This is a genomic window from Paenibacillus sp. FSL H7-0714 (assembly GCF_038003765.1).
Lineage (GTDB): Bacteria > Bacillota > Bacilli > Paenibacillales > Paenibacillaceae > Paenibacillus_AQ.
Window position 1 is genome coordinate 1,190,793 of the sequence record NZ_JBBOPT010000001.1, and the last position, 19,478, is coordinate 1,210,270.

Genomic DNA, 19,478 nt, shown 5'->3' on the forward strand with positions numbered 1-19,478 from the left:
ATGAGTAAAATCAATGAACTTTTTACGAATAAACTAAATGTCATAAATGTAGGCATTGCGAACTTTAGAGATGATTTGTTAAAACAAAACGCGAATGTAACTCACTTGGAGTGGACGCCGCCAGGCAGAGGGAATCCAGAATTAATTGCTGCGCTGGATAAGCTTGAAGACCCAAGTGTTACAGATAAGATTGAAGCTGCTAACAAAGAGGCTGTTGAGCGAATTATTAACTCGCAACCGGTACTAGTTGGCTTTGACCAAGCGATCAATGTGGTTCCTGGTATGACGAAAAATACGATTTTACATGCTGGCCCGCCAATCACTTGGGAACGAATGAATGGTCCGATGAAAGGTGCGATAACAGGGGCTATTGTATTTGAAGGACTTGCCCCCAATATTGAAGCAGCAGCTGTACTAGCCGCGTCTGGAGAGATTATTTTCTCGCCATGTCATGAACATAACTGTGTTGGTTCCATGGCTGGTGTAACATCGGCTTCCATGTTTATGCATATTGTTGAGAATAAAACTTATGGAAATATTGCCTATACAAATTTAAGTGAACAAATGTCCAAAATCCTTCGTATGGGTGCTAATGACGAGAGTGTTATCCAGCGTTTGATTTGGATGCGAGATGTATTGGGTCCTATTTTAAGAGATGCGATGAAACTTAATCCAAATGGGATTGACTTGCGCCTAATGCTCTCACAAGCCCTTCATATGGGGGACGAGTGTCATAACCGAAATGTAGCTGGAACAACCCTGCTCATTCAAGCACTAACGCCTTATATTATCCAAACCGATTTCACTGTTGAGCAGAAAAAAGAAGTGTTTGAATTCGTTAGCAGCAGCGATTATTTCTCGGGTCCGACATGGATGGCGCTATGTAAATGTGCCCTTGATGCTGCGCATGGCATTGAGAATAGTACCATTGTTACCACAATGGCTCGTAACGGAGTGGAATTCGGTATCCGTGTGAGTGGAATCGCTGGAAACGTGTGGTTTACAGGTCCTGCACAACAAGTAATTGGTCCTATGTTCGCTGGTTACAAACCTGAGGATTCTGGTCTTGATATTGGTGACAGTGCGATTACGGAGACCTATGGAATTGGCGGATTTGCTATGGCAACTGCACCGGCTATTGTTTCGCTTGTGGGGGGTACCGTTGATGATGCAATCAGTTACACCACAAAAATGGCAGAAATCACAACCACTGAAAATCCTAATGTAACGATTCCAATGCTTGACTTTATAGGGATTCCAACAGGTATTGATATTCAAAAAGTCATCCAAACAGGAATTATGCCGATTATCAATACAGCCATTGCACATAAAGATGCGGGGATTGGAATGATTGGTGCAGGTATCGTTAACCCTCCAATCGAAGCATTTGAACAAGCATTACTTGCATTAAGTGAAAATATTAAATAAGAAGAGGGCTAACTTGCTTAGCCCACCATTCTTATTTCGAACTAGACGAACATCACGTGCTAGGTTGTGAAGGAGTGAACAATTTTGGATAGTATATCCTTAAATATAAAACTTATTGAGGCGAGTGAACAGGGAGAGCTGGCTTCTGTTGAGAAACTATTAGGCGAAGGTGCCAATGTTGATTATAAAGATGCTGCAGGGCGAACAGCGTTAATGGCGGCAACTCAAAACAATCAAATTGCGATTGCTAAAAGATTAATAGAAGCAGGAAGTGACGTAAACACTAGAGATATTACACAACTCTCACCGTTCATTTGCTCAGCAGCAAATGGCTTTTATGAAATCTTGCGTCTCATGATTGCTGGTGGAGCTGATTTGAAGAGCGTGAATCGATTTGGAGGAACAGCGCTGTTACCATCGAGTGAAAAGGGCTATTTAAAAACAGTAGAAGTGTGTATTGATGCTGGGGTTCCAGTGAATCATGTCAACGACTTAGGCTGGTCAGCCCTACTTGAAGCAGTCATATTGGGGAATGGCGGAAGACTATATTCTGACATTATTGAAGCGCTTGTTCATGCAGGGGCAGATGTGCATTTGCCTGATCGAGATGGGCTCTCATCCCTACAACGTGCTGAAGAGAACGGTCAGCATAAAGTCGTGAAGATTCTAGAACAAAGCTTCCAAGAAAATAATGAATATGTGAAGCAGGCAAAGGCTCTCGCTAACAACGATCAATATGAAGAAGCTATATCTGTCATAGGCAGGGCGCTGGAAGTAGATGCTGACAACCTGGATTTCATCTATTATAAAGGTTATTTCTTGCAGGAATTAAAGAGATACGAAGAGGCACTTCAATGCTATGAAAGCGTTTTATCTATTGAACCTACTAATTTAGAATTTTATTTCTATACAGCGAATTGTTTAAGACTGTGGAAAAAACCGGAGGAAGCTCTTCAGGAATATGATAAAGCCTGTGAGCTGGCGCCTAATGAAACGTTCTATCGCTACCACAAATCCAATTATTTAAGAGAACTTGGGCGACACCAAGAAGCAGTTATCGAGATGGATAAGTTGCTAGCGCTTCAGCCGAATAGATATGACTTCTCCTTCCATAAGGCGAACAGTCTAAGATCGCTTGGTAAGCATAAAGAGGCCATTGAGGCTATCGAGAACGCAATTAAAAATGATCCAACAAATCCGTTATACCACTCACACAAAAAGCAATCTCTTGAGTTACTCGGTTAGCGCATAAGAATTGCAACATAGGAGGCATCAGATGAAAGAGACTGTAATCGTTGCTATTGGCGGGAACTCATTGGTCAAGGAAAATGGCCTGGATTCAATTCATGACCAATCTGAAGCAGTAAAAGAAGTTGTCGTTAATATTGTTGATATGGTGCAAGAGGGCTACAATGTCGTCGTTACACACGGTAATGGACCACAGGTAGGATTTGGGCTAAGAAGATCTGAGATTGCACATGAAATTGCCGGCATGTCTCCTGTTCCACTAGTGAATTGTGGAGCCGATACACAAGGTGGAATCGGTTATTTAATTCAACAAGCTTTAATTAACGAATTTGCAGTTAGAGGGATCCACAAGAATGTGGCTACGGTGATTACACAAGTCGAAGTAAGCTCAGAAGACCCTAATTTCAAGAATCCGACGAAACCAGTAGGATCCTTCTTTTCCAAAGAGCAAGCGGAAGAAATGAAAAGAGAACATCCGGAATGGAGCTTTGTAGAAGACTCTGGCAGAGGATACCGTAGAGTAGTTCCATCCCCAAGACCTATAGATATTGTGGAGAAAGACGCGATTAAGTCATTAATCGACGGGGGCTTTGTCGTTGTCGCTGCAGGTGGTGGAGGTATCGCAGTCGTGAAGTCTGATGATAACACGTACAAAGGTGTTGATGCAGTCATCGATAAGGATTTTGCAACGAGTCTTTTAGCAGAGCAAATTCATGCGGAGACCTTAATTATTACAACGGGAGTGTCTAGAGTATGCATCAACTATGGTAAGCCGAATCAAAAAGAGCTTTCCAAAATGACGGTTAATGAGACTAAACAATATGTGCTAGAAAATCACTTCCCAGCAGGAAGTATGCTGCCTAAAATCGAGGCAAGTTTAAGCTTCTTAGAGAACAGCGGAACGCGAGTTATTATTACGAATCCGGAAAGCTTGAAAGATGCGATCAATGAACAGGCAGGCACTCATATCGTGAAGTAATTTAAGCGAGGGGAAGTGTAGATATGGATCAAGCAAAGTTGGAACAAAATTATGATAGGTACAAATCATACGGTTACGGTGAGGAATTACTGCCCAAGAAGCCTGAGCAAAGAGACTGGGGAATGTCCAACTATATAACCCTTTGGATGGGTGCTGTTCATAATATTATGTCGTATATGACAGTTGCAGGCTTCTTCGTCTTAGGATTGGATACAACACAGGTGCTCTTTGCCGTTATGCTTTCGGCCATTATTGTCTCCGCATTTTATGCTTTAAACGGATATTCTGCCTCCAAATATGGGCTGCCATTCGCGATGTTGCTTCGTGATTCATTTGGGGTAAAAGGAGCAATTATACCGGCATTGATACGAGGACTTGTTGCCGGATTAGTATTCTTTGGAACCACTACCGTTGTTGGTGCAGAATCATTAAATGTTATATTTGCTAGATTTATTCCGAATTATATGGATTTAGGCGGTGGCTTCACACTATTCGGGTTAGCATTCCCGACAATGATCTCCTATGCGATTCTTTGGACAGCAACGGTTCTGTTGTTCTTAGGTGGAATGAAAACATTAGGTAAGTTCGGTAACTGGTCTTCCCCAGTAGTGTATGTGTTTATTATTGGTGCTGCTGTTTGGGCGATCAAGATTGCTGGAGGGTTTGGTCCGATTTTAGAGTATGTACCAGCGAACCCAAGCTCAAGTCCATTAGTCTTTATTGCTTGCGTGAGTGCATTGGTATCTAACTGGGCGGGTCCTGTTGTGAATATGTCGGACTTCACACATCGTGCGAAATCACCAAAAGCGGCTATGATTGGATTGCCAGTAGGGTTTATCTTGTCTTATATTCTTTTTGCTATCACTTGTGTGGCCTTAATCGCGGGTACAGAAATTGCGTTTGGTGAACCGATTTTCAATATCGTTCATGCCATTGATAAAATTGAAAACACTTTCGCTGTTGTTGTATTGATTCTAGCGCTAAACGTAGGAGCAATCGCCTTCGTAGTGTTTGCAAACCTATTGCCAGCTGGCTTGCAAATGTCATCTCTTTTCCCGAAAAAATTCACTGTAAAGACTGCAGGTGTCTTAACAGCCGTTGTTGGAACTTTGATTTTGCCATGGAAGCTTGTAGAAAGTACAACGACCTTATTCTACTTCTATAGCTTTATTGGGTCCATCTTTGGTCCAATTGCGGGCATTATGCTTTCAAGCTTCTTTATTCATCGGAAAAGAGTATTAAATCTTGATAATATCTATGTCCCAGCAGGCAGCAATGGTGAATATAAGAATGGTTACAATCCTGTTGCGATGGCTGTTCTAGCAGTCAGCTTCATCCTTCCTATGTCAGGTGCATTTCTTAAGGGTATCCCCTTCCTAGTTAGGATGAATGATTTTGCTTTCTTTAGTGGCTTAATTGTTTCTTTTGTTCTATACACCATCTTTAGCAAAACACTAAAATCATCCCAATTAAACTAGAGGAGGAATTTTGAAATGGATTACATGAAATTGGCCGTAGATGCAACGATCGAGGGTATGAATAAGAAATTTGGTGGCCCGTTTGGTGCAACGATTGTTCGAGGCGATGAAGTGATTGCAGCGGTTAGCAATACAATGATGAGAGACACAGATCCTTCTGCACATGCAGAAATGGTAGCTATCCGAGAAGCTTGCAAAAAGCTAGACACGATGGACTTATCGGATTGCGTAATTTATGCCACCTGTGAGCCGTGTCCAATGTGTATGGGTGCTATCATTTGGTCAGGGGTTAAGGAAGTTCATTATTGCAGCACAAGAGATGATGCGAAAGAGCACGGCTTCTCTGACATTCACCTTCGCGAATATTTTGTGGGTCATGATGAGAGTGTTGTTAATATGATTAAAGTGGAAGCTAGAGAAGATTGCGATCATTTATGGACGCATTTCCACGAATTAAACAAGAAATAATTCATGCGGTCTCCTATATTTTCCGGCACTATTTTAGTGCCGGATTTTCCTGTTCTTCTACAGATCTACTCAGCAAGATGAAGCTGAAGGAAATCAATCACCTGATGAAGAGCTTTTTGCACAACAGGGTTATCGAAATCTTTTTCAAATACATGCTCTCCGTTTGGAATAGTAATAAGCTTTGCCGGTACTCCTTCTTTCACTAGCGCAGCTCTCATGAATACCGATTGTTCATACGGCACATCTACATCGTTCGTTCCGTGCAGTAACAATGTAGGGGGGAATTCCTTAGTTACATGATGAATAGGACAGAATTTGAGGATTTCTTCCTTATGTAGAGAAGGGTTCAAGCCCGTCACTTCTTCGATCCAACGACCGGATTGTCTTGCATATAAATAGAGAAGAAAACGCTCGTCAACGCTTGCGCTCGTAATGATTTGATCGGACACTGTACCTTTTGCAATCTCCATGGAGACGATATCCTTTTCACAATAGAATTTACTTGGTTCGAGTGCCCATGGAGCGCTAATATCGCCATATCCATAGAAGGAGACAATCGCACGTGGCTTATGTGTAAACATTCCTGTGCTTAGTGCAAGGAAACCACCTGCTGAGCTTCCCACTACAGCGATCCTCGAGGGATCAATGGAGAATTCCTTGGGTCCTTCATTCACTAACCAAAGAAGACCGTCTTGGACATCTTCAAGGATGTCAGATAGGGTTGACCTAGGGGCTAATCTATAGTCAATCGAAAATAGCGCAAAGCCATTATTAGTGTAAAGTTGTATCATTTCCTCGGATAGATCTTCTCGATCACCCCAAAGTAGACCGCCTCCGTGAATGTACACAATAGCAGGGGCTTGGGGACGGTTTGTTTCATAAAAATCAGCTTTAATTGTAAATGAGTCATTTTCTTTAAAAATAATGGTCTTCTTCATAGCTATCCATTACACCTCATCAAGTAAGTAATTTTTAAAGATTAGCACTACCTCTATTGTATATCATTCACGAATTTTGATGAAACCATAATCATGAATACCCAGGATTGGAGATACTGTCATGGATAGAAAGAGAAGATATCAGGCTTTATTTGATAATATTAATCAATATAACTCGGGTGAGAAGGGCATCACTAGAATTGCTTATACAAATGAAGAGCAGACATGTACGAGTGCTTTTATGCGGATGTGTAAGGCTGAAAATTTAGATATCCGGATGGATCATTGCGGGAATGTGATTGCTAGAAGGAATGGGAAGATAGAAGGGCTCCCACCCGTTGTAATGGGCTCTCACTTGGATACGGTATATCAAGGTGGGAAGTACGATGGGGTAGTAGGTGTAACGGCTGCTTTGGAAGTGATCAAACGTCTAAACGAAAAAGGGATTGAAACGGATCATCCGATCGAAATTATCTCATTTGCCTGTGAAGAATCCTCGCGTTTTGGTATTTCAACAGTAGGCAGCAAAATAATGTCAGGGTTATTTCAGAAGGAGAAATATAGATCTTTGAAGGACAAAGACGGTATTACCATGGAAAAGGCATTTTCTCTATGTGCACTGGATTATAACAGTATTGATCAGGCGAGTAGAGAGAATGAAGAATTAAAAGCGTTTTTTGAATTACATATTGAGCAAGGTCCTGTCTTAATAAACAATAATAAAAGAATTGGAATTGTGACTGGAATTGCTGCACCCGTGAGGCTTCATATTCAAATATCAGGGAAGGCATCCCACTCAGGAACGACACCTATGAATATGAGAAAAGATGCTTTTCTGGGTGCCTCAGAAATAGCACTTGAGCTTGAGAAAGCAGCCAAACTCGAACAAGAATTTGGAACGGTTGCGACGCTAGGGGTGATAGATATCTTGAATGGCGCTATGAACGTGGTTCCGGGAGAGGTAGAAATTAAAATTGATATCAGATCTACTTCAGTGGCATCCAGGCAACGTGTGTTAGACCATTTGTATCAAACAATATCCTTAGTACAAGAAAATAGACAACTTGTAATTGAGAGTACGGAAATTATTTCGGAGGAACCCGTCCTATTATCTGATGAGATCAGTCAGGTTCTAGAATCCATTTGTGAAGAGAAAGGGATATCGAGTCAACGGATGATTAGTGGGGCAGGGCATGATGCCATGAACATGAACAAACTTTGCCCAGTAGGGCTTATCTTTGTTCCTTCTATAGATGGACTTAGTCATCATCCTAATGAATATACAGACTTGGATGATATCATTATGGGGATTGATATTTTAGAAGAAGCTGTTCTTCGTTATGCGTTTGTAAGACAAACATAATTCGTGTTGAGAAGTAAGTCCCAATGTGACATATTTAAATGTTGCATTGGGCTTTAGTATCTAATTTTATAATTGTTCGCAGAATTGTTGCTTTACATTAATAAATATTATATTAAAGTTAACATTGATATTTGTGAAAATTTTCCCATGGAAAAATTAAAATTTACTACGGAAATAGGTCTTTTGGAGGCAACCTATTATTAATAGAGTATTTATGACTAATAATAGTTAAAACAGAATATTGGTAAACCTATTGAAAAGTAGGGACACAAAGCCATAGGGTCTAAATCTACATATAGATATGACAGCCGGTTGCATGCAGTTGGAGTTTCTTGATCTTATTTTTTGATGCATATGCAGCCGTTATCATTCTGATAGCGGCTTTTTTTAATTCGTTTTCTAATAAAAACGTAATAAATCGGAAAAAGGATGATAGTACATGGATCAAACACAACCACTGAGAGTATGGAGAATGATAGGCCTCGTCATAATGGCAACGTTGATATTTTGGGGGTGCTCTTACTATTTCATAAAATGGACTGCTAACTCTTATGAGCAAGAAGCGGTTGCTGCTACATCAGAAGCTACGATACATGCGAGTAGATCGATTGGAAATATGATACAGGGTGGATTAGATTCATTAGATGGAATTGCTGATTCTATTTCGGAAATCAATTATATGGATTGGGATAAGACCAAAAAATATCTGCATCACTTTGATAAAAAATATAATTTTATTCGAATTAGCATCAACAGCCCAGATGGTAAAGCTTACGCATCAGATGGGACGATGTTTGATGTATCAGATGAAGTAGGATTCCAAAAAGCTCTGCAGGGTATTAGCAGTATTTCTGATCCATTCTTAGATAAGATCTCCAATAAAGAAATTATCACGATCAATAGTCCACTTAAGTTTAAAGGTGAAGTGAAGGGTGCTTTATCTGCCAGCAAATATACACAGGATCTTTATGATGCTCTTGCAGTTTCCTTCTTTAAAGGTCATGGTTATTCTCAAATCATTGATCAAAAGGGACAAGTCATTATCAAATCGAAGAATCTCGAAGAGGATAAGTCAATTGATAACATATTCGAAAGTATAAGTATTGATTCTAGAAATAAGAAACAACTGCAAATCTTTAAAGAGAACATAACCGCAAAAAAATCTGGAGTAGGAATATTTTGGATTAACGGAGATAGCAAAATGGTTGGCTATTCTGGCATCCAGGGGGTTGAGGACTGGTATATTCTCTCCGTGATACCGAAAGATGTGATCATGGCCAAAGCGTCTCAAATGAGTCAGGCGACTTTTTTATTATGTGTAATCATGTTTGTCTTATTATTGATCATATTTGTTAACATTCTATTAAATAAGAGCAAAATTAGGAAACAGATGGAGAGGATTGCCTTTGAGGATGAGTTAACACATCTTCCTAGAACGAATAAATTTGTTATAGATGCTCAGTATTTACTTAAAGAGAAACCGAATACAAAGTTTGCTGTGTTGCAATTTGATATTGAACAATTTAAATACATAAATGAAATTGTCGGTTTTCATGAAGGAAATAGCATTTTGATTCAAGTGGCTAATAGCTTAACAGCAAACACATTAGACGAGGATGTCATTGGACGCTTAGGGGGTGATCGTTTTATTCTTTTCACTTCGTATGACAATAAGGCGGAATTATTCATCCGTATACAAGTACTTACTGAACAAATGAGCGACTATACGTTTGGAAATGAAGAAGGTTTTAGGCTAGTGATTAATTGTGGAATTTACTGTATAGATGATCGTCAGAGCGATATCCTCACATGTATTGACCGAGCAGGAATCGCTTGTAAGTCCATTAAAGGTGGATACAAGAGCTCATGCACTTTCTTTGACGAACAATTGCTATTGCAGATACACGAAGAGCAAGACATCGTAAGAAAGATGGATGCTGCCATGACAAATGGTGAATTTATAGTATATTTACAACCGAAAATGGATCTGCGAGTGAACAGTTTTCATGGCGCTGAGGCATTGGTTCGATGGAATGATCCTCAGAAGGGACTTATATCTCCTGCAGTATTTATCCCCATATTTGAGAGGAATCGCTTTATCGTGAAATTAGATTTAATGGTGTTTAAATCAGTATGTATCATGTTGAGTAAATGGATCCAGGAAGGAATCCAGCCACTTCCGATTTCAGTGAATATATCGCTTATAACCCTATATCATAATGATTTCCTGCTCCATTTGACGAATATTATTAACAGGTACCAGGTACCTGCTAGATTGATAGAGTTAGAGCTGACCGAGTCTATTGTATTCCAAAATTTAGAGTTTGTTAGAGATATTTTGTTGGAGTTGAAACGTAAAGGATTTTCCATAGCTATCGATGATTTTGGGACAGGTTATAGTTCCTTAAATGTATTGCAATATTTCCCTGCTGATGTCATTAAGTTAGACAGGGCTTTTCTGATGAGTAAGTCAAATGATGAGACAGGGAAGATAGTAATTGCCAGTATGGTCAAGCTAGCTAGGGATTTAAATATGAAAGTTGTGGCAGAGGGAGTTGAGACAGAGGCGCAAATTGATTTTTTGAAACAAATAGATTGTGAAATCGCTCAAGGTTATTATTTCGCGAAACCAATGCCAGTAGCAGAATATGAAAGCTTAATTAAAAGTACATAGGGAGTGCAAAGCATGAGGAAAATGAGAAATTGGACTATCGTAGGCAAAATTACTGTTACAAATACAATATTATTGTTGGGTGCTCTGATCATTGCGATCGTTGGTAGTGTGTATTTCAGCAATATGTATGCGAACTCTAGAAGTATGTATAAGAACGATCTTACGTCAGTTTATGCACTTGGGAAATTCGAATCTAATAATCATGAAATAGTAACCTTAACGAATAAGATGATCGTTAGTCATGATCCAAGCGAACTTCAAGAGAGTTATCAGAAAGTTGTTGAGCTTCAAGCTGAAAACAATGAAATCTTGAATAAGTATGAAGAAACACGTTCCCTCCCAAACGAAAAGGAGATTTATGCTGAAGTTTTATCATTAACGAAACAGTATAGGCAAATTCAGCTTCCAATGCTTGAACAGATGCTAAATACCCCTACATATGATCCTGCTGAAGATATCATCTCTGATCTTGAAGCGTTAAATATGAAACGAAATGAAGACCTTGGAAAATTAGTTGAAATGAACTTAGGAAGTGCCCAATATGCAGATGTTCAGAATAAGAAGCTATTTCAAAAAGGACTTACGGTCAATATCATTGTTGCTTTTCTCGTTATCCTGATTTCAATCGGTTCATATTTGTCCTTGAGAAGATATTTCTCACGAGCAGTAACCATTATCCTGAACTTTTCAGAGGCGTTTGGTCGAGGAGATCTGACTCAAAGAGCTAAGTTTGATGCTGAAGATGAATTTGGTCGAATCGTGAAGTCGCTTAATCATTCGGCAGAGCAAGTACAAACCATCGTAACTAGTGCTTCTTCCTCAGCACAAGAGTTAGGTGCACTTAGCGAAGAATTATCTGCAACAGTTGAGGAAGTAAATGCTACAATGGATCAAATTTATAATTCCTCGCAAGAGGTTGCTTCTGGAAGTGAATCTTTAAGTGCTACAACAGAAGAAGTAAATGCAACAGTACAAGAGATTATCTCCAATGCAGATCTGCTAAGTGATAAGGCGGGAGTCGCACTAAATACCTCCGAAGAAATTCTGGTACAGGCAGCTTCCGCGAAGGAAAAGGCTGTAGCATCGATTCAATATGCGACAAGTTTGTATGCTGAGAAACAGAATTCCATTATGCACGCGATCGAGGCAGGGAAAGTTGTTAATGAAGTAAGAGAGATAGCTGGGTACATTTCAGAGATTGCAGCCCAAACGAATCTATTGTCCTTGAATGCTTCCATTGAAGCAGCAAGAGCTGGGGATGAGGGAAGAGGATTCGCTGTAGTTGCTAATGAAGTACGCAAACTTGCTCTACAGTCGGAGGAGTCGGTGGGGAAGATTCAGAAAATGACACTGCTAGTGGAAGATGCTTTTGAGAATGTGTCCTTTCAATCACAAGCGCTGCTGGATTTTATCGATTCGACGGTGATAAGTGATTATGAGAGTTTCGAGCAAGTAAGTATGCAATATAAAAATGATGCCGATATGTTTCATGAGATCACAGGTGAAATGGTATCTTCAATGCACGGACTGAAGCTATCAATGGCAGAGGTAGATCAAGCGATGACGAATGTTGCCGCAGTATCTCAACAGTCTGCGGACAATGTAAGTGGCATTCGAAATCACATTTCAGATACATTACAAGCGTTTGAAGATGTGGCTGCTTCTTCTGAGCACCAGGCGAATATTGCGGAAATGATGAATGAGACGGTTGGTAAATTTGTGATCGAGTAAGCACCAAAACAAAACAGCCTTGTTCAGGATATCTATTTACATACTGAACAAGGCTGTTATCTTTTATAGTGTTTTGTTGACAACAACAAAGGAGTGTGTTAAATTTATCTTAAGTTAAAGATAATTAATGTAAAGATAATTTGTGAGATACATGTAATCGAATGTTGGAAAGATATTTTTTTTTGGTGGATATCTTAACATTAAGATAATTCAATTAATCTTTCTTGATCTAGGGAATTATATTACAAAATCAAACTAAACTTTAGGAGTGTATAATCATGAGAAATTTAAAAGGGATTCACCACGTAACAGCCATCACAAGCAGCGCAGAGAAAAACTACGAGTTTTTTACTTACGTATTGGGAATGCGTCTAGTGAAGAAAACCGTCAATCAAGACGATATCCAAACGTATCACTTGTTTTTTGCAGATGATAAGGGCAGTGCCGGAACGGATATGACGTTCTTTGACTTCCCTAACATTCCTAAAGGTGTTCACGGAACCAATGAGATCGCCAAGACATCCTTCCGAGTACCAACGGATGCTGCATTAGACTACTGGATAAAGCGTTTTGATCGCCTGGATGTGAAGCATACCGGAATTAAAGAGCAGTTTGGCAAAAAGACTTTATCCTTCGTAGATTTTGATGATCAACAATATCAACTTATCTCCGATGAATTTAATGAAGGGGTCGCATCAGGTACACCATGGCAAAAAGGACCGATTCCTTTAGAGTTTGCGATCACTGGTTTGGGACCGATCTTTGTACGTATAGCTGACTTCAGCTATTTTAAAGAAATGTTGGAAAGAGTCATGCTGTTTAATGAAATCGCTCAGGATGATGCTTATCATTTGTTTGAAGTCGGCGGAGGCGGAAACGGGGCGCAAATTATTGTTGAGCATAACGAGGACTTACCGAATTCGCGTCAAGGCTTTGGTACGGTTCACCATGCGGCTTTCCGAGTAGAAGATCGGGCCATGCTGGATGAGTGGACTAAGCATTTTGAAGACTTTGGGTTCCGTACCTCAGGTTATGTGGATCGTCATTTCTTCGAGTCGCTGTATACACGAGTTGCTCCACAAATCCTGTTTGAGCTTGCAACAGATGGACCTGGATTTATGGGAGACGAGGAATACGAAACGGTTGGAGAAAAGCTTTCATTGCCACCATTCTTGGAACCTAAACGTGAGCAAATTGAGAAGTTAGTACGCCCTATTGATACCGTTAGAAGCACGATCGATTTCGTGAAAGAGTGAAGAAGGAGCTGGGGAGATTGATTTCGATTGATCCGAAGCAAAATAGTGAGCGGGAAAATTATAAGTTATTAATTGGTACTGTTATTCCTAGGCCCATTGCTTTTGTCACTACTCAATCAGAAGATGGCATTTTGAATGGTGCGCCGTTTAGCTATTTTAATATCGTCTCGTCTAATCCTCCGATGGTTTCACTGTCTATTCAAAGACCAGCGGGGCGATTAAAAGATACAGCCCGTAATATCTATAATAATCATCAGTTTGTTGTGCATATTGTAGATGATGAGAATGTTGGGAAAATCAATCAAACCGCTGCCTCATTGCCAAGAGCAGAAAGTGAAATTGAGCTAGCGAATCTTACACCGGTCCCAAGTAAAAATGTAGCAGTACCTGGAGTATTGGAAGCAAAGGTTCGAATGGAATGTAAGCTTGTACAAGCGATACCTCTAGGAGCAGAAGAACCTGGGAGTGATTTGTTCATCGGCGAAATTGTTCAGTTTCATATCGATGAATCGATTTATCAGGAGGGGCGAATTGACCCTAGAGCCTTAAATGCAGTAAGTCGTTTAGCGGGAGCTAATTACGCTACGATTGGTGAGATTTTTGAAATTGAGAGACCGGAATAATAAACTAAGACCTGTTCGTAAGCGATGAAGCCTACCGAGCAGGTCTTTTTGTGGGCTAATTATAGTTCATCAGCTATGCCAAGCAAACCGTAAGGTTTTCTCTCGAAGTTTATCTGGACTGATCGTTCCAGATATGTTATATTGCCATTACAGGAGGTGTTACTCATGGCAAGGACAAGAGAGTTTAACGAGGATCAAGCACTACATCAAGCGATGCTGTTGTTTTGGAAAAAGGGTTATGAGGCAACAAGCATACCGGACTTGCTGCAGGTTATGGGCATTAGCCGATCTAGTCTTTACGATACTTTTTCTGACAAGCAAACGTTGTACATTGCCGCACTGGAACATTACAAAAAGGTAAGCTTCAATAGACAGGTCATTCTTGAACAGGCGTCAAGCGTTAGAGCAGGGATTCAACAATTTTTTGAGCAACATATTACTTCAGCGTACGATACGAGCCTACCCGGCGGGTGTTTTGTAACGAATGCAGCTACAACACTAGAGTCGCGGGATGAAAAAATAAATGAATTGATAAAGACTAGTTTTTTGAATTTAGAACAGGCTTTTTGCGAGCTTTTGGAAAAAGGCCGACAATCAGGCGAACTTGATAAAACCACTGATGTCAAAGCGTGGTCTTATTTATTGCTGAATTTACATCAAAGCATAAATATTATGGCAAAAGCAGATCAAGATCAGCAGCGTGCCAAAGAGATGATAAGCTTTGTAATTGCAGGAATATAAATTTTTTTTGGTTATTCTGGAACGATCGTTCCGTTATTGTAAATCATCCTTAATGCGGAGAAGAGACTTATGAAAATATCATTTATCGGGCTTGGGAAAATGGGCTTTCCAATGGCCCAAAATTTGTTGAAAGCTGGTAATGAATTAATCGTTTTTAATCGTACTCGTGAAAAAGCGCAACCCCTAATAGATCAGGGAGCGCATTATGCCGAGACACCATTGGAGGCAGCACAAAAGAGCGATATGGTCATAACCATGCTTTCTGACGATGCCGCTTTGGAGGAGATTGTTGAGGGTCCAAATGGAATTTTGAATGGATTATCAGAAAAAGGAATTCACATATCTGCCAGTACGATCAGTGTAGATCTGGCTCGGAAATTATCCGCGGCGCATGCGGAGAGAAAGCAATACTTTGTGTCTGCCACAGTGCTGGGGCGTCCGGATGCCGCTAAAGCAGCTAAATTGCGCATCATTTTGGCAGGTCCGGAGCAAGCCAGACAACAGTTAATTCCTGTTTTAGAACAATTAGGTCAGGAAATATTCGAGATTGGGGATTATAGCGAAGAAGGAAATGTTGTAAAAATAGGCGTAAACTTTTTAATTGCTTCTATGCTGGAAGCTTTATCAGAAACGCAGCTGATGGTAGGAAAGTATGGCATAGAGCCAGCCCGTTTTATGGATGTGGTGAATGCTCTTTTTCAATCTCCCTTATATCAGAACTATGGGGCGATAATGACAGAACAGCGGTTTGAACCAGCTGGTTTTAAAATGAAGCTAGGGCTGAAGGATGTTGCACTGGCTATAGAGGCAGCGCAGTCCGTCCAAGCTCCTCTACCTTTGGGCCAACTTATCCATCATCATTTATCTGAAGGAATAGCCCATGGTTATGGTGAGATGGATTGGACAGCTTTAATCCGTTGTCTAGAGCATTCTTCTTAAAAAAATAGGGTTGCCCCAAATATCTGTTGGTTGTAGTGCAGGAGAAAAATTAAAAGAGGTGTGATAAATCATGGAAATAGGTGTTACTTCGTTCGTAGAAACAAAGCCTGATATTGAGACTGGAATTGTGATGAGTCATGCACAGCGATTACGAGAAGTAGTCGAAGAAATCGTCCTTGCGGATCGGGTGGGACTTGATGTTTTTGGTATCGGTGAGCATCATCGTGAAGATTATGCAGCTTCTTCACCAGCAATCGTGTTGTCCGCTGCAGCGTCCTTGACTAAACGGATTCGCCTGGCTAGTGCTGTGACGGTCCTTTCATCTGCTGATCCTGTACGTGTGTTTCAGGATTTTGCTATGCTTGACGGCATCTCCAATGGACGTGCCGAGATTATAGCGGGCAGGGGTTCATTCGTTGAATCCTTTCCGTTGTTTGGTTATGGCTTAAATGACTATGAGGAGCTATTCAATGAAAATATCGAACTGCTTATGAAAATACGGGGTTCCGAGAAAGTAACTTGGAAGGGAGGCCATCGGCCAGCAATTCATAATTTGGGCGTATACCCGCGGCCCGTCCAAAGCTCTTTACCAATATGGATTGGCAGCGGAGGTACGCAAAGCTCTGCCGTTCGTGCAGGACTTTTGGGTCTGCCATTGATGTTGGCGATCATTGGCGGGAATCCAATGAATTTTGCTCCGCTTGTAGAGCTGTACAAGAAGGCGGCGGCCCGCGCTGGACATGATGTATCGCAGCTTCAGGTGGGATCTCATTCGATTGGATTCGTCGCAGAAGATACGGAACGGGCAGCAGATATCTTTTTTCCATCTACCCAGTACGGCATGAACAAGCTCGGCAAAGAACGAGGATGGTCGTATTATGACCGTTCCAGCTATGATGCGGCCCGAAGCTTTGATGGCGCATTGTACGTTGGAGATCCAGAAACAGTTGCTCAGAAGATCATTCATCTACGGAAGCATGTAGGTATTACACGCTTTATGATGTATGTTCCACTAAGCACGATGCCACATGAGCAGGTGTTGCGGGCTATAGAACTGCTCGGAACGGAGGTTGCTCCACGAGTACGAGAGGAAATTGCCAAGTGGGAAGCTGAGAAGGAATAGGAATTATACAAGCAATCATTATTGTATTGGAGGATTTTCATGAGTATCGATAAACGTATACTACCAGAATTAAGAGAGGCATATTCACAATTTCCAGGGTTTCAATTGGAAGAGAATTTAGAGTGGAGCAGAAGTTTAGTGTCGGCTCTGTCACTGAAGAGGTCAGAGCATGTAAACACAACCAGTCGAAAAATTCCGGGTGTTGCAGGGGAGATACTGGTAAAAATTTATGAACCTGCTGGGCGAAATGCTGACAAGCTTCCAGCTATGCTGTGGATTCACGGGGGCGGATACGTGTTAGGACATCCTGATATGGACGACGAGTTGTGTGAACGCTTTGTTCAGACGGCTAGATGTGTTGTCGTGTCGGTTGATTATAGGCTGGCACCCGAGCACCCCTATCCAGCTGCAATCGAAGATTGTTATGCTGGCTTAGTATGGATGACGGAGGAAGCGGAATCACTTGGCATTGATGAGAATCGGGTTGCGATTGCTGGTGCAAGCGGTGGCGGCGGGCTGACAGCAGCACTTGCGCTGATGGCACGAGATAAAGGTGGACCCTCCATTATCTTTCAGATGCCGTTGTACCCAATGCTCGACAACCGTAACATTACGCCATCAAGCCATGAGATTACGGAAGAAGGTGCAATCTGGAACCGGACGGACAACTTAACGGCTTGGAACATGTACCTGGGCGAGGAGAACGATGCCAGCAGGATATCTTCCTATGCGGTACCAACGAGAGCGGAGAATTTAGCTGGACTGCCACCAACCTATACCTGTGTAGGTCAGCTTGATCTATTCCGAGATGAGACGATCGAATATGTAACACGACTTGCGCAAGCAGGTGTAGATATCGAATTTAACCTGTATCCCGGATGTTTTCATCTTTTCGAAATATTCGTTCCAGAAGCGGAAGTGAGTCAGCGCGCCGTTCAGAGCTATATGGATGCGATGGCCCGGGCACTTCACCCCAAACACTCTCCATCCCCAAACGAGAGCTGTTAATAATGCAAGCACAAACTATATGATCATTGCTCCTTGTTGTAGATTGAAATCCTCGCCGATTATGCGAGAAAAGATTCTATACAAGGTGGTCATTTCATCACACACAAAAAATACACCCTTAGAATAGACCGGACAAACCATAGGTTTATCAATGTCTATTCCAAGAGGTGTATTTCATAATATTAAAGCGGGTGATCTTAACGAAGCGTCTTGAGCGCACCGCTCCAAGCCAATACTTGATCAAGCATGCCATTTACATTGGTCAGGTGAAGATCCGCTGGTTTGAACACAGAACCGTTCTCGAAATCAGTGAACAGGGACAGGGCTGGATGTACACGAACATCTGCTACAGACAGTTCTCCCAAGATTCCACGTAAATGCTCAGCTGCACGAGCGCCACCTACAGAACCATAACTCACGATACCCGCTGCTTTGTTGTTCCAAGCTTCACGCGCGTAATCGAGTGCATTTTTCAGTGATGCGGAAATACTGTGGTTGTATTCTTGAACGATAAATACGAAACCGTCTAACGTAGCAAGCTTTGTATTCCAAGCAGTTGCTTGTTCAGTAGCATCAACTTCTCCCATTAGTGGAAGTTTGAAGTCCGCGATATCTACGATCTCATAATTAGCATCTCCACGTGCATCTGCTACCTTTTTAACCCATTCCCCTACTTGTGGGCTTAAACGACCTTGACGAGTACTTCCCAGAATGATTCCGATGTTTAATTTAGACATTGTTTGTTCCTCCTCGATTTTTGTTCTACCAAATAGTTTGTCTAGAAATCCCATGAATTACACAACCTTCAAATAAATAATATTAAGCGTGTTACGCTCTAGTTGTCTTTAAGTTAAGTATCTTTAACATGAGATAATAATACCGTGTTTAGTTTACTTTGTCAAGCAACTTAATAATAGTTAGTTTATAATTTTGTCTCACCTTTACAAATTTAGTTGTCTAGAATATAATTGTTTAAGCAACTATTAAAAAGAAGATGAAATGTGAAGAGGTCTGATCATGACGACAAAGCATAACCAATCCGAACTTACGTTAGGATTTATGATGGGAACGACCTATCGTAAATTAAGCGCGTTATTCCAAAATGGGCTAAAGGAATATGATATAACACCTGAGCAATGGTCAGTGCTTTTTCAAGTCGACAGAACGGAAGGACTGATTCAGAAGGATATCGCGAAGCGTTCGGGTAAGGATAAACCAACTACGACGCGAATTCTGGATCACTTGGAGGGAAAAGGACTGGTCTATAAAAGAACCGGGGAGAATGATCGGCGTTCTTTTAAGGTTTATATTACGGAAAAAGGAAGAGCTCTGATTAAGGAGACCTTTCCTATTGAGGATCAAGTCACAGATGAGATTATGAACTGTATTTCCAGTGATGAATATGAGCTGCTCATGGGGTTGCTGCTAAGAATAAACAATCATATTGATCAAATAAATGATGGAGAGTAGGAACGTAAGTT

The 19,478-nt window shown here is 41.0% G+C and carries 17 protein-coding genes and 1 riboswitch; of the genes, 15 read left to right on the forward strand and 2 right to left on the reverse strand.

Annotated features, from left to right (window positions below; all coding sequences use genetic code 11):
* The 5 genes from NST34_RS05210 to NST34_RS05230 all read left to right on the forward strand — a co-directional run bounded on the left by NST34_RS05210 (position 1) and on the right by NST34_RS05230 (position 5,601).
* Complete coding sequence (locus NST34_RS05210; protein WP_341127305.1) at positions 1-1,428, forward strand: YlbE family protein; 1,428 nt, start codon at positions 1-3, stop codon at positions 1,426-1,428.
* 84 nt (positions 1,429-1,512) lie between these two features.
* Entirely contained in the window at positions 1,513-2,673 is a 1,161-nt protein-coding gene (locus NST34_RS05215) for an ankyrin repeat domain-containing protein (RefSeq protein ID WP_076283958.1), read from the forward strand.
* A gap of 31 nt (positions 2,674-2,704) precedes the next feature.
* Complete coding sequence (gene arcC, locus NST34_RS05220) at positions 2,705-3,655, forward strand: carbamate kinase (RefSeq protein ID WP_076283959.1); 951 nt, start codon at positions 2,705-2,707, stop codon at positions 3,653-3,655.
* Positions 3,656-3,678: 23 nt separating this feature from the next.
* Positions 3,679-5,133 carry a cytosine permease gene (locus tag NST34_RS05225; RefSeq protein WP_042185326.1) on the forward strand — a complete coding sequence of 485 codons (1,455 nt, stop codon included), beginning with the start codon at positions 3,679-3,681 and terminating at the stop codon, positions 5,131-5,133.
* A gap of 15 nt (positions 5,134-5,148) precedes the next feature.
* A complete protein-coding gene (locus NST34_RS05230; protein ID WP_042124600.1) occupies positions 5,149-5,601 on the forward strand; it encodes a nucleoside deaminase in 453 nt (150 codons plus the stop codon).
* Positions 5,602-5,666: 65 nt separating this feature from the next.
* Here NST34_RS05230 and NST34_RS05235 read toward each other — a convergent pair whose 3' ends face one another.
* Positions 5,667-6,539: an alpha/beta hydrolase gene (locus tag NST34_RS05235; RefSeq protein ID WP_341127306.1), complete on the reverse strand. Its 873-nt coding sequence runs from the start codon at positions 6,537-6,539 to the stop codon at positions 5,667-5,669.
* Positions 6,540-6,660: 121 nt separating this feature from the next.
* On the opposite strand from NST34_RS05235, the gene NST34_RS05240 reads away from it, so the two are divergent.
* The 9 genes from NST34_RS05240 to NST34_RS05280 all read left to right on the forward strand — a co-directional run bounded on the left by NST34_RS05240 (position 6,661) and on the right by NST34_RS05280 (position 17,997).
* On the forward strand, positions 6,661-7,902 hold the full coding sequence (locus tag NST34_RS05240) for a M20 family metallo-hydrolase (RefSeq protein WP_076283962.1): 1,242 nt from the start codon (positions 6,661-6,663) through the stop codon (positions 7,900-7,902).
* A 233-nt stretch (positions 7,903-8,135) separates the two neighbouring features.
* Positions 8,136-8,222: riboswitch (cyclic di-GMP riboswitch) on the forward strand.
* A gap of 119 nt (positions 8,223-8,341) precedes the next feature.
* Positions 8,342-10,576, forward strand: a complete 2,235-nt coding sequence (locus NST34_RS05245) for a bifunctional diguanylate cyclase/phosphodiesterase (protein ID WP_081393047.1) — start codon at positions 8,342-8,344, stop codon at positions 10,574-10,576.
* Between the two features lie 12 nt (positions 10,577-10,588).
* Positions 10,589-12,307: a methyl-accepting chemotaxis protein gene (locus NST34_RS05250; protein ID WP_076299184.1), complete on the forward strand. Its 1,719-nt coding sequence runs from the start codon at positions 10,589-10,591 to the stop codon at positions 12,305-12,307.
* Between the two features lie 278 nt (positions 12,308-12,585).
* On the forward strand, positions 12,586-13,563 hold the full coding sequence (locus tag NST34_RS05255) for a ring-cleaving dioxygenase (RefSeq protein WP_341127307.1): 978 nt from the start codon (positions 12,586-12,588) through the stop codon (positions 13,561-13,563).
* Between the two features lie 17 nt (positions 13,564-13,580).
* Entirely contained in the window at positions 13,581-14,186 is a 606-nt protein-coding gene (locus NST34_RS05260) for a flavin reductase family protein (RefSeq protein ID WP_076299186.1), read from the forward strand.
* 165 nt (positions 14,187-14,351) lie between these two features.
* Complete coding sequence (locus NST34_RS05265; protein WP_339245446.1) at positions 14,352-14,927, forward strand: TetR/AcrR family transcriptional regulator; 576 nt, start codon at positions 14,352-14,354, stop codon at positions 14,925-14,927.
* A gap of 69 nt (positions 14,928-14,996) precedes the next feature.
* Entirely contained in the window at positions 14,997-15,866 is an 870-nt protein-coding gene (locus NST34_RS05270; RefSeq protein ID WP_076283967.1) for an NAD(P)-dependent oxidoreductase, read from the forward strand.
* 70 nt (positions 15,867-15,936) lie between these two features.
* Positions 15,937-16,989, forward strand: coding sequence for an LLM class flavin-dependent oxidoreductase (locus NST34_RS05275; protein ID WP_341127308.1), 1,053 nt, complete (start codon positions 15,937-15,939; stop codon positions 16,987-16,989).
* A gap of 39 nt (positions 16,990-17,028) precedes the next feature.
* Positions 17,029-17,997: an alpha/beta hydrolase gene (locus tag NST34_RS05280; protein ID WP_341127309.1), complete on the forward strand. Its 969-nt coding sequence runs from the start codon at positions 17,029-17,031 to the stop codon at positions 17,995-17,997.
* A gap of 197 nt (positions 17,998-18,194) precedes the next feature.
* Here NST34_RS05280 and NST34_RS05285 read toward each other — a convergent pair whose 3' ends face one another.
* Positions 18,195-18,734 carry an NADPH-dependent FMN reductase gene (locus tag NST34_RS05285; RefSeq protein WP_042124617.1) on the reverse strand — a complete coding sequence of 180 codons (540 nt, stop codon included), beginning with the start codon at positions 18,732-18,734 and terminating at the stop codon, positions 18,195-18,197.
* 280 nt (positions 18,735-19,014) lie between these two features.
* Between NST34_RS05285 and NST34_RS05290 the strand changes: the two genes are divergently transcribed.
* Positions 19,015-19,467, forward strand: coding sequence for a MarR family winged helix-turn-helix transcriptional regulator (locus NST34_RS05290; protein ID WP_042185346.1), 453 nt, complete (start codon positions 19,015-19,017; stop codon positions 19,465-19,467).
* Positions 19,468-19,478 lie beyond the last annotated feature (11 nt).

What these genes read in the sequence shown, in the direction of transcription:
- NST34_RS05210 (WP_341127305.1), top strand. Translation starts at nt 1, where the DNA reads ATGAGTAAAATCAATGAACTTTTTACGAATAAACTAAATGTCATAAAT.
- arcC (WP_076283959.1), top strand. Translation starts at nt 2,705, where the DNA reads ATGAAAGAGACTGTAATCGTTGCTATTGGCGGGAACTCATTGGTCAAG.
- NST34_RS05225 (WP_042185326.1), top strand. Translation starts at nt 3,679, where the DNA reads ATGGATCAAGCAAAGTTGGAACAAAATTATGATAGGTACAAATCATAC.
- NST34_RS05230 (WP_042124600.1), top strand. Translation starts at nt 5,149, where the DNA reads ATGGATTACATGAAATTGGCCGTAGATGCAACGATCGAGGGTATGAAT.
- NST34_RS05235 (WP_341127306.1), bottom strand. Translation starts at nt 6,539, where the DNA reads ATGAAGAAGACCATTATTTTTAAAGAAAATGACTCATTTACAATTAAA.
- NST34_RS05240 (WP_076283962.1), top strand. Translation starts at nt 6,661, where the DNA reads ATGGATAGAAAGAGAAGATATCAGGCTTTATTTGATAATATTAATCAA.
- NST34_RS05245 (WP_081393047.1), top strand. Translation starts at nt 8,342, where the DNA reads ATGGATCAAACACAACCACTGAGAGTATGGAGAATGATAGGCCTCGTC.
- NST34_RS05250 (WP_076299184.1), top strand. Translation starts at nt 10,589, where the DNA reads ATGAGGAAAATGAGAAATTGGACTATCGTAGGCAAAATTACTGTTACA.
- NST34_RS05255 (WP_341127307.1), top strand. Translation starts at nt 12,586, where the DNA reads ATGAGAAATTTAAAAGGGATTCACCACGTAACAGCCATCACAAGCAGC.
- NST34_RS05265 (WP_339245446.1), top strand. Translation starts at nt 14,352, where the DNA reads ATGGCAAGGACAAGAGAGTTTAACGAGGATCAAGCACTACATCAAGCG.
- NST34_RS05270 (WP_076283967.1), top strand. Translation starts at nt 14,997, where the DNA reads ATGAAAATATCATTTATCGGGCTTGGGAAAATGGGCTTTCCAATGGCC.
- NST34_RS05275 (WP_341127308.1), top strand. Translation starts at nt 15,937, where the DNA reads ATGGAAATAGGTGTTACTTCGTTCGTAGAAACAAAGCCTGATATTGAG.
- NST34_RS05280 (WP_341127309.1), top strand. Translation starts at nt 17,029, where the DNA reads ATGAGTATCGATAAACGTATACTACCAGAATTAAGAGAGGCATATTCA.
- NST34_RS05285 (WP_042124617.1), bottom strand. Translation starts at nt 18,734, where the DNA reads ATGTCTAAATTAAACATCGGAATCATTCTGGGAAGTACTCGTCAAGGT.
- NST34_RS05290 (WP_042185346.1), top strand. Translation starts at nt 19,015, where the DNA reads ATGACGACAAAGCATAACCAATCCGAACTTACGTTAGGATTTATGATG.